The 10027-nt window shown below is 77.4% G+C and carries 7 protein-coding genes and 1 riboswitch; of the genes, 3 read left to right on the plus strand and 4 right to left on the minus strand.

What is annotated here, in order from left to right:
• Positions 1 to 963, minus strand: a 963-nt coding sequence (locus RKE29_RS23850) for a protein kinase (protein WP_312007652.1), incomplete at its 3' end; no start/stop codon positions are given.
• A 379-nt stretch (positions 964 to 1342) separates the two neighbouring features.
• Here RKE29_RS23850 and RKE29_RS23855 point away from each other — a divergent pair.
• Complete coding sequence (locus tag RKE29_RS23855) at positions 1343 to 4690, plus strand: BTAD domain-containing putative transcriptional regulator (RefSeq protein ID WP_312007653.1); 3348 nt, start codon at positions 1343 to 1345, stop codon at positions 4688 to 4690.
• 438 nt (positions 4691 to 5128) lie between these two features.
• On the opposite strand, the gene RKE29_RS23860 is transcribed toward RKE29_RS23855, so the two are convergent.
• The 3 genes from RKE29_RS23860 to thiO all read right to left on the minus strand — a co-directional run bounded on the left by RKE29_RS23860 (position 5129) and on the right by thiO (position 7539).
• A complete protein-coding gene (locus RKE29_RS23860; RefSeq protein WP_312007654.1) occupies positions 5129 to 6037 on the minus strand; it encodes a thiazole synthase in 909 nt (302 codons plus the stop codon).
• Between the two features lie 3 nt (positions 6038 to 6040).
• Complete coding sequence (gene thiS, locus RKE29_RS23865; RefSeq protein WP_312007655.1) at positions 6041 to 6253, minus strand: sulfur carrier protein ThiS; 213 nt, start codon at positions 6251 to 6253, stop codon at positions 6041 to 6043.
• Positions 6250 to 7539: a glycine oxidase ThiO gene (gene thiO, locus RKE29_RS23870; RefSeq protein ID WP_312007656.1), complete on the minus strand. Its 1290-nt coding sequence runs from the start codon at positions 7537 to 7539 to the stop codon at positions 6250 to 6252. Before thiO ends, thiS begins: the two co-directional genes overlap by 4 nt.
• Positions 7536 to 7649, minus strand: a riboswitch (TPP riboswitch). (Overlaps the previous gene by 4 nt.)
• A gap of 284 nt (positions 7650 to 7933) precedes the next feature.
• Here thiO and RKE29_RS23875 point away from each other — a divergent pair.
• Both RKE29_RS23875 and RKE29_RS23880 read left to right on the plus strand, forming a co-directional pair.
• Positions 7934 to 9112, plus strand: a complete 1179-nt coding sequence (locus RKE29_RS23875) for an FAD-dependent oxidoreductase (protein ID WP_312007659.1) — start codon at positions 7934 to 7936, stop codon at positions 9110 to 9112.
• 67 nt (positions 9113 to 9179) lie between these two features.
• Positions 9180 to 9545 (plus strand): Rv2175c family DNA-binding protein, encoded by a 366-nt coding sequence (locus RKE29_RS23880; protein ID WP_312007658.1) that lies wholly within the window; start codon positions 9180 to 9182, stop codon positions 9543 to 9545.
• The last annotated feature ends 482 nt before the right edge of the window (positions 9546 to 10027 follow it).

Below are 10027 nucleotides of genomic sequence, written 5' to 3' on the forward strand. Positions count from 1 at the left end.
CGTCCCCGGCGGCGGCGCGGGCGTGCGCTCAGCCCGCGCGATCACGCTCGTACGGTCCTCGGAGGTGTCGTGCGCCTCGCCGCGCGCCCGCGGCGGCACCGCGTCCAGCTGCGCGCCGGACAGGGCCGCGCGCGTGCGGCGGACCACCGCCAGCAGCGCGACCGCGTCCGTGGGGCGCCCCTCCGGGTCGCGCGCCGCGGCCCCCGCCACCAGCGCGTCGAGACCGGGCGGCAGGCCCGGCACGGCGCCGGACGGCGGCGGCACGTCCTGGTGCAGGTGCTGGTAGAGGACCTGCGCGGGAGTGGCGCCGCCGTGCGGCTTGGCGCCGGTCAGCATCTCGTAGAGCATCACGCCGCACGCGTACACGTCCGCGCGCGTGTCGGCCGTGCCGTGCTCTATCTGCTCGGGCGCCAGGTACGACACGGTGCCCAGCACGGTGCCGGTGGAGGCGCTGGTGTGCGCGTCCACCGCCCGTACGAGCCCGAAGTCGGCGACCTTCACCCGGCCGTCGTCGCCGATCAGCACGTTCTCCGGCTTCATGTCGCGGTGCACGAAACCGGCCCGGTGCGCGGCGCCCAGCGCGGCCAGCACCGGCTCCAGGATGTCCAGCGCGGCGCGCGGCTGGAGGGCCCCGCGCTCGCGCAGCACGTCCCGCAGGGTGCACCCCGCCACGTACTCCATCGCGAGGTAGACGTGGCCCCCGTCGGAGCCCTGGTCGAAGACGCCCACCACGTTCGGATGGGCCAGCCTGGCCACGGACTTCGCCTCGCGGATGAACCGCTCGACGAACGCGGCGTCGCCGGCGAGCGCCGGATGCATCACCTTCAGGGCGAGCACCCGGTCCAGCCGGGTGTCCACGGCCCGGTAGACCGTCGCCATGCCGCCCACGGCGATGCGCGCGTCGACACGGTAACGGCCGTCGAGCACCCTCCCGAGGAGGGGGTCCTGCAAGGTGGTATCCACGATCCCGCAGTCTACGAGCCCGCACCGGCACCACCGCGCGCTCAACGGGCTTTCGTACCGGACTGAAGCACGACCGGAGCCGGACCGCGGCGCGCCTGTGGCACAGTCGTCACACCACCGCCGCCCGACCACCCCCCGCGTTCACCGGACATCCCGGCCGCACCGGCGCGCGGCGCTTCACACCACGGGAACGCGCGCTATCGTGACCTTTCCCCGTCACCACGCCGGCCGCGGCCCAGGCCGGCACCGCGCCCAGCGCGCGGAGGGCGCGGGAGCCGCGGACGACCGCCCGGCGCGACGGCCCCAAGGACCGGCCGGTGGCCGGCGGACGGCGGCGGGAGGCGGCGAGTGCACGGGGGCCGGGCACGAGGGAGCGTGGGTGAGCGACGTGGCTGAGGCCGGGGCCGGAGCGCGGCCGGGGCCGAGGATACGCATCCTGGGGCCGGTGGCCGTCGAGGTCGGCGGCCGCGAGGTGACGCTGGGTCCGCAGCAGCGGACGCTGCTGGCGGCGCTCGCGCTGGCCCGCGGCCGCCCGGTCAGCCGCGCCCGGCTGACCGAGCTGATGTGGGAGGGCGCCGAGCCCGACGGCGCCGACGCCGCCCTGCGCGCCCACATCCGCAACCTGCGGCGCGTCCTGGAACCCGACCGGCGCGCCCGGGACGGCTTCGACGCGCTGGTCAGCGCCGGCGGCCGCAGCAGCAGCGGCTACGCGCTGAAGCTGGCCGACGAGCAGGTCGACGCGCTGCGGTTCGTACGGCTCACCGAGCAGGCGCGCGAGGCGGCCCGCGCGGGCGAGACGCGGCTGGCCGTCGAGCGCTACGACCAGGCCCTCGCCCAGTGGTCCGGCCCGGCGCTGGCCGGGGTGGCCGACCGCGGCTTCGCCCTCGCCGAGGCGCGGCGCCTGGAGGAGCTGCACCTGGTCGCCCGCGAGGAGCGCGTCGAGGCGCTGCTCGCCCAGGGCCGCCACCAGGAGGTGATCGGCGAGCTGACCGCCCTGGTGCGCGAGCACCGGCTGCGCGAGCGGCTGTGGGCGCAGCTCATCCTCGCCCTGTACCGGTCGGGCCGGCAGGCCGACGCGCTCGCCGCCTACCGCGACGTACACCGCCTGCTCGCCGAGGAGGTCGGCGTCGAACCCGGGCGGCCGCTGCGCGAGCTGCACCAGCGCATCCTCGCCGACGACCCGGACCTCACCCCCGAACGCCCGCGGGACGCGGCCGCGCCGGAGCCGCCCGCCGCCCCGCAGCCGGTGCCGCGCCAGCTGCCGCCGGACGTGGCGAGCTTCACCGGCCGCGCGGAGCAGGTGCGCGAGCTGGACGTGCTGCTGTCGGCCATGCAGGACCGGCCGGGCCGCGCCCTGGTGATCTCCTCGGTGTCCGGCACGGCCGGGGTGGGCAAGACCACGCTGGCCGTGCACTGGATGCACCGCGTGGCCGACCGCTTCCCCGACGGCCAGCTCTACGTGGACCTGTGCGGGTACTCGCCCACCACGCGCGTGTCGCCCGGCGAGGCGCTGGCCCGCATGCTGCGCGCCCTGGGGGTCTCGCCCGGCCGGCTGCCGGAGGCCCCGGACGAGCGGGGCGCCCTCTACCGCAGCCTGCTGGCGGACAAGCGGGTGCTGGTGCTGCTGGACAACGCCGCGAGCCTGGAGCAGGTGCGTCCGCTGCTGCCCGGCTCGCCGTCCTGCTTCGTCGTCGTCACCAGCCGCGACGACCTGCGCGGGCTCACCGCCTTCCACGACGCGCACCGGGTCAGGCTCGACGTGTTCTCCGAGGAGGAGGCCGTCGCCCTGCTCGCCCGCACGGTCGGCGCCGACACCGTACGCGCCGAACCGGAGGCCGCGGCCGAGGTGGTGCGGCTGTGCGGCTGCCTGCCGCTGGCCGTACGCGTGTGCGCGGCCAACTTCCTCGGCGAGCGGCACCGGCGCCTCGCCGAGCTGGCCCGCGACCTGCGGGAGGGCAACCGCCTGGCCGAACTCGCCCTCGACGGCGAGACCCGCACGGGCGTGCGCGCCGCCTTCGACCTGTCCTACCGCGACCTCCTGCCCGAGGACCGGCGCCTCTTCCGGCTCCTGGGGCTCGCTCCCGGCTTCGACATCACCGTCCCGGCCGCCGCGGCGCTCACCGGGGCCGACGAGCGGGAGACCGCCCGGGGACTGGACCGGCTGGTGGCCCGCAACCTCCTGGAGACCCACCGGGAGGGCCGCTTCCGCTTCCACGACCTGCTGCGGCTGTACGCGCGGGAGCGCGCCGAGCGGGAGGACGACCCCAAGGAGCGGGAGACCGCGGTGCGGTGGGCGCTGCACTGGTACCAGGCCACCGCCGAGCGCGCGGCGCTGGCCACCCGCTACTACGTCGCGCCCGCCGGCGCCGGGACCCTGCCGGAGGCCGGCCCGCCCGAGCCGCTGGACTTCGACGGGCCCGCCGCGGGCCTGGCCTGGCTCAACGCCGAGCGCACCAACCTGCTCGCCGGCATCCACCACGCCGTCGAGCACGGCCCCCGCCCGTTCGCCTGGCGGGTCGCCGAGACGCTGGACGGGCCCCTGATGAGCCAGGGCGAGCGGTCCGAGTGGGTGGACGCCGCCCGCGCGGGGCTGCGCGCCGCCGCGGCCGAGCGCGACGACTTCGGCCGCGCGCTGATGCACTGGAGCGTCGCCTACGCCACCCGGGAGCTGGCCCAGTACGAGGAGTCCATCCGGCACGCCCTGCTGGCCGCCCCGCTGTTCCTCCAGGAGGGCAGGCCCCTGGAGGCCGCCGGCGCCTGGGTCAGCGTCGGGATCGCGGCCCGGGATCAGGGGCGGCTCGACACGGCCCAGGAGCACATCCTGCGCGCCCTGGACCTCGCGCGGCTCCACGACAACCTGGGCTGGGAGGCCACCTGCCTGGCGGCTCTGGGTCAGATCCGCACCGAGCAGGGCCTCTTCGGCGCGGCCCGCGACGCCCTGGACGAGGCCCTGGCGCTCATCTCCACGGGCACCGTCCCCACCCTGGTCGCCAACGTCGGCCGGGTCGCACACCTCAGCCTGGGCACCCTGGCCGGCTGCATGGGCGAGTACGGCAAGGCCGTGGACCACCTCACCCGGGCCCAGGTCGCCGCGAACCCCGCCGTCCCGTCCTCGTCCCTGGACGAGACCGTCCTGTGCCGCCTGGCGGCCGTCCACCGGGACACCGGCGACCTGCGGCTCGCGCTGAAGTACGCCACCGACGCCCTGCACTGCATCCAGCGCACCAACCGCCGCTGCATGGAGGCCGAGGCCCGCAACATCCTGGGGTCCGTACTGGTCGACTTCGACGACCTGGCCGGGGCGGCCGAGCACCACCGGGCGGCGCTGCGGCTGGCCGTGGACTCCGGCAACCCGCGCGCGCAGAGCGCGGCCCACGCGGGCCTGTCCGCCGTGTACCGGCACGGCGGGGACCCGCGGGCCGCCCTGCCGCACGCGGAGACCGCCCGGGACGCGGTCGCGTCCCTGGGGCTCGCGCTGGCCGAGGGGGAGGCGCTGACCGAGGTGGGCTCGGTCCTCCTCGCCCTCGGCCAGGGCGGCAGGGCGGCGCAGTCCGCCGTGAGCGCGGTCGGACTGCACCGGCGGGCCGGCTACCGCATCGGCCTGGTCAGGGCCCTGCAGATCGCAGGCGACGCCCACCAGGCGCTGAGCGACGAGCAGACCGCTCAGCGACTGCGGCGCGAGGCGGAGAGCCTGCGTGCCGAGATGGGCGTGCCGCTGCCGCGGTAGCCGGTCCGCCCCGCCGCGGCGCTGGGGGACGTCCGCGGCGGTTGCGGGCACCGGGCCGGCGTCGGCGAGTCGGGTCCAGGGACGTTCCCCCGGTCCCCCCGTGAACGGACCGAACTCGCTTCGGCCGGCGGCGGTGCTGGGACGGCGGCACGGGCGGACCTCCTCCGTATGCCGCAGCGACACCCCCGTAGTGTCGTAGCGCTGCGGCTGTCGTACCTCCCGGCCGCCGTCCACCATCAGGTTCGCAAGCGGCGGTGAAAGATGCGTGAAAGCGGCCGGCCCGGCGCTTTCACGCCGCGGCCCGGGGCTTTCACACGTCCGGGCCCAGGCCGTCACGGCGCTGGGCCCGGAGGGTTTCCCGGGGGTCGGAGTACGGCAGGCGGAGGCGGGGCGCGGAGGCGCCGGGGACCGTCCCCGGGACGCCCCGGGCGCGGCCGCTCAGCGGAAGGCGGGGCGCTCGGGGTCGAGCGCGGCCACGCCCTCGGCGGGCGAGGACGCGTGGGCGAAGTGGCGGCGGGGGATGCGGCCCGCCCGGTAGGCCAGCCGGCCGCCCTCGACCGCGTGCCGCATGGCCGCGGCCATCAGCGCTGGCTCCTGGGCGCGCGTGACGGCCGACGCGAGCATCACCGCCGCGCAGCCCAGCTCCATCGCGAGCGCGGCGTCGGAGGCGGTGCCCGCGCCCGCGTCCAGGATCACCGGGACGGTGGCGCGCTCCACGATCAGCTCGAAGTTGTGCGGGTTGCGGATGCCCAGGCCGGAGCCGATCGGCGAGCCGAGCGGCATGATGGCGGCGCAGCCCACGTCCTGGAGCCGGCGGGCGAGCACCGGGTCGTCGTTGGTGTAGGGCAGCACCGTGAACCCGTCGTCCACCAGCGTCTCGGCCGCGTCGAGCAGTTCCACCGGGTCGGGCAGCAGGGTGCGCTCGTCGGCCACCACCTCCAGCTTGACCCAGTCGGTGCCCAGCGCCTCGCGGGCCAGCCGGGCGGTGAGCACCGCCTCGCCGGCGGTGAAGCAGCCCGCCGTGTTGGGCAGTACGCGGATGCCGAGCCGTCCCAGGACGGACAGCACCGAGCCCTGCACGGTCGGGTCGAGGCGGCGCATGGCCACGGTCGTCAGCTCGGTGCCGGAGGCGGTCAGGGCCCGCTCCAGCACCTCCAGGCTGGGCGCGCCGCCCGTGCCCATGATCAGGCGGGAGGCGAAGGCGGTGCCCGCCAGCACGAACGGGTCGGCGCCGGCCGCCGTACGGGCCGGGGCCCCCGCCGCGGCGGCGTCCGCCCGACTGCGGGCCGCGGCGGATCCGGCCGTGGCGGATCGGGGCGTTGCGGTCTGGGCCGTGGTCTCGGCCATGGGTCAGCCTCCCTGGACGGCGGTCAGGACCTCGACGCGGTCGCCGTCGCCCAGCGGCGTGCGCTCCCACTGCCCGCGCGGGACGACGGTTTCGTTGACGGCCGCGGCGACGCCCGCCGGCGCCCGGGTCAGGGTCGCCACGAGCCGGTCGAGGGTGGTTCCGTCGGGGATCTGGCGGGCCGTCCCGTTCAGGGAGACGGTCACGGAGCCGGTCATGCGGGCTGCTCCTGCGGTGCGGAGTCGTGTGGTGCGTCCTGCGGTACGGAGTGGCGCGCCGGGTCCTCCCGGGCGGCCGGCCGGTGCGCGGCGGGCGGCGCGAACGGGCGGGCCTCGGCCGGCAGCCGCCCTGTGGCCAGCACCTCGGCCAGGGCGTCGCCGGTGACCGGCGCGAGGAGGACGCCGTTGCGGTGGTGGCCGGTCGCCAGGTGCAGGCCCGGCAGCGCGGACGGGCCGAGCAGGGGCGCGTTGCCCGGCGAGCCGGGGCGCAGCCCGGCGCAGGTCTCCACCAGCGGCAGCTCGGTGAGCGCGGGCACCAGTTCGTGGGCGTCGCGCAGCAGCTCGTACACGCCGCCCGCGGTGACCGTGGTGTCCCAGCCCGTCTCCTCGGTGGTCGCGCCGAGCACCAGCTCGCCGTTCTCTCGCGGCACCAGGTAGACGTGCCCGCCGCGCACCACGGCCCGTACGGTGCGCGACAGCAGCCGCTCGTACGGGCCCGTCATGCGCAGCCGCAGGATCTGGCCCTTGACCGGCCGCACCGGGGGCAGCGCCGCCTCGGGCACGCCCGCGAGCCGCCCGCTGTGGCTGCCGGCCGCCAGCACGGTCTGGGCCGCGGACACGCGCGTGCCGTCGGCCAGTTCCGCGCCGGCCGCCCGGTCCCGCGCGACCGCCAGCCGCTCGGCCCGCGCCCGGTGGAAGCGGACCCCGGCCCGCTCGCAGGCCGTCAGCAGCGCCGCCACCAGCCGCCGCGGGTCGACCTGGTGGTCGCCGTCGACGCGCAGCCCGCCGCGCACGCCGGGGGCGAGCATCGGTTCCAGGCGACGGCACTCGCGCCCGGTGAGCCACTGCGAGTCCAGGCCGTGCCGCTGCTGGAGGGCGTGCAGCTCGCGCAGGTACGCGCGGTCGTCGGCGTCCAGCGCGACGGCGAGCGTGCCGCACGCGCGGTAGCCCACGTCCTGCCCGGTCGCCTCCTGGAGCTCGGCCACGAAGCCGGGGTAGCGCCGCGCGGCGGCCAGGTTCAGCCCCAGCAGGGCCTCCTCGCCGTAGTGCAGCTCGGTGACGGCGGCGAGCATCCCGGCGGCCACGCGCGCCGCCCCGCCGCCCGGTTCGGGGTCGGCCACGGCCGTGCGCAGACCGCGCTGGGCCGCCCGCCAGGCGGTGGCAAGGCCGATGACGCCGCCGCCGACGACCAGTACGTCGTAGGCCCCGGCGGGGCCGGGAGACGGGTCCGGCGGCGGTCCGCTGGACGGGGGTGGCGCGCCGTGCCGCGCGCGTGCCGCGTGCATGGGCTGTTGACCCTCCCTTCGCCGGCATGACCCGGATCAGGTTCGTACGGTCGGAGGCCGCCGCAGCCTCCCTCTCAGCCCGGTGCGTCCGGGCTCCCGCGAGTGCTCAGTGCCGCCACCCTAGTACGGGGCCTCAGAGCCCGGAAGTACGGGCCCTCGGGCGGCCGGGCACCCCCGAGGACGGCAGTCCGGGTGACGCCGACGGCAGTCCGGGTGACGCCGACGGCGGTCCGGGTATCCGCGGGTACCCGCGGATACGTCTCCGCGCTGTGCTGGATATCTCGTTGCGCGGCTCTCCGGCCGACCGTAAGGACGGCCATAGAGTGCTGGTGTGAGCGATCAGACAACCGTCCCGGGGGACGGCGAGCGGCATGTGGTGATCGTCGGCGCGGGGATGGCGGGCGTACGGACCGCGGTGGCCCTGCGCGAGGCCGGCTGGCGCGGCCGCGTCACCCTGCTGGGCGACGAGCCCCACCAGCCGTACGACCGGCCGCCGCTGTCCAAGGCGGTCCTGCTCGGCAAGGCCGACGGGTCCACTCTGGACGTCGACTTCGCCGCGCTCGACGTCGACCTGCGGCTGGGCGTGCGCGCCGAGGGCCTGGACACCGGCGAGCGGCTGCTGCGCACCACGGCCGGACCGGTGGCCTACGACCACCTGGTGATCGCCACCGGCGCCTCCCCGGTGACACTGCCGGGCAGCGAGGGCGCACCCGGCGTGCACCTGCTGCGCACCCTGGACGACGCCGAGGGGCTGCGCCCGGTGCTGGCCGCCCAGCACGACGTGGTCGTGGTCGGCGCGGGCTGGATCGGCGCGGAGTTCGCCACCGCGGCCCGCGAGGCCGGCTGCGCGGTGACCGTGGTGGAGGCCGCCGACCGGCCGTTCGCCGGGGCCCTGCCCGCGGCGGTCGCCGCCCACATGGCCGGCTGGTACGCGGACAGCGGCGCCCGGCTGCTCACCGGCGCGCGCGTGGCGGCCGTGGACGAGGGCGGCGTGTTACTGGCCGACGGCACCCGGCTGCCGGCCGGCGCGGTCCTCGTCGGCATCGGCGCCCGGCCCGCCACGGGCTGGCTCGCGGGCTCGGGCGTCGGCCTGGCCCCGGACGGCTCGGTGGCCGCCGACGAGCGGCTGCGCGCCTCCGTGCCGCACGTCTGGGCGGTCGGCGACTGCGCGTCCTTCCCGTCCGCCCGCTACGGCGAGCGCCTGCTGGTGCACCACTGGGACAACGCGCTCCAGGGCCCCCGGACGGCCGCCGCCAACATCGTCGGCGGCCAGGCCGCGAACTTCCCCGGCGAGGTCTACGACCCGGTGCCGTACTTCTGGTCGGAGCAGTTCGGGCGCTTCGTGCAGTACGCGGGGCACCACCCCGCGGCCGACGAACTGGTCTGGCGCGGCGACCCGGAGGGCGCGGCCTGGTCGGCGTGCTGGCTGCGCGAGGAGCGGCTCGTCGCGCTGCTCGCGGTCGGCCGTCCGCGCGACGTGGCGCAGGGCCGCAAGCTCATCGAGCGCGGCGACCGGCTGGACCGGGAGCGGGTGGCCGACCCGTCGGTGCCGCTGAAGTCCGCCGTCTCCTGAGGCGGCGCGGGCTCGTCCGGCCCTCTCCGGCTACCGGCTGTCAGTCCTGGATGGCAGGCTTGTTCCCGTGACCGAGATTGACTCGAAGACCGATGCTCTCGTCCCCACCTGGCTCACCCTGCCCGACATCGCGGAAAGGCTCGACGTCGAGGTGACGCGCGTGCGGCAGATGGTCAAGGAAGGGCAGCTCATCGCCGTCCGCCGTGGCGAGAACCGCGCGCTGCACGTGCCCGCGGACTTCATCGGGGACGGCAGGATCGTGAAGGGCCTCGTGGGGACGCTGACGCTCCTGCGGGACGACGGCTTCACCGACGAGGAGATGCTGGAGTGGCTGTTCACGGCCGACCCCACGCTCCCCGGCACGCCCGCCCAGGCGCTGCGGGAGAATCGCGGCACGGAGGTGAAGCGGCGGGCCCAGGCCCTCGCCGTGTGACCCGCCTCGCCACCCGGCCCTGACGACCGGTTCCGCGGTCCGGCCCCGGCGGCCGGCGGTGGCGCCTGGTCCGGCCGCGCGGCCGGACCGCGGCGTCGAGCCGCTTCGGGCGGGACCGGTCCGGCCGCGGGTGCGGTCCGGCGCGCGCGGGCCGGTCCGGCCGCGGGCGGTCGGAGTCCGGCCCTTGGGCGGTCCCGGCCGTGAGCGGTCTGGGCGCGGTCTGGGCGCGGCCTGTCCGGGCGCCGCCGGGCCGGAGGCCGGTGCCGCTGACGACCGGCCCTGACGACCGGTCCCGCCACTCGGCCCCGCCGACCGGCTGTGACGGGCGGTCCGGCCGCGCGGCGAGGCCGCCGCGCCGAGCCGTTCCGGGCGGGAACGTCCCGGTCGCGAGGAGCCGTCCCGGCCGTGGCCGGTCTGGACGCGCCTGCCCGGGCGGGGCCGGTCCCGGCCGGGGCCCGGCCGACCTGTGCCGCGCCACCGCC

It is taken from the genome of Streptomyces sp. B1866 (assembly GCF_031932565.1).
Classification (GTDB): domain Bacteria; phylum Actinomycetota; class Actinomycetes; order Streptomycetales; family Streptomycetaceae; genus Streptomyces.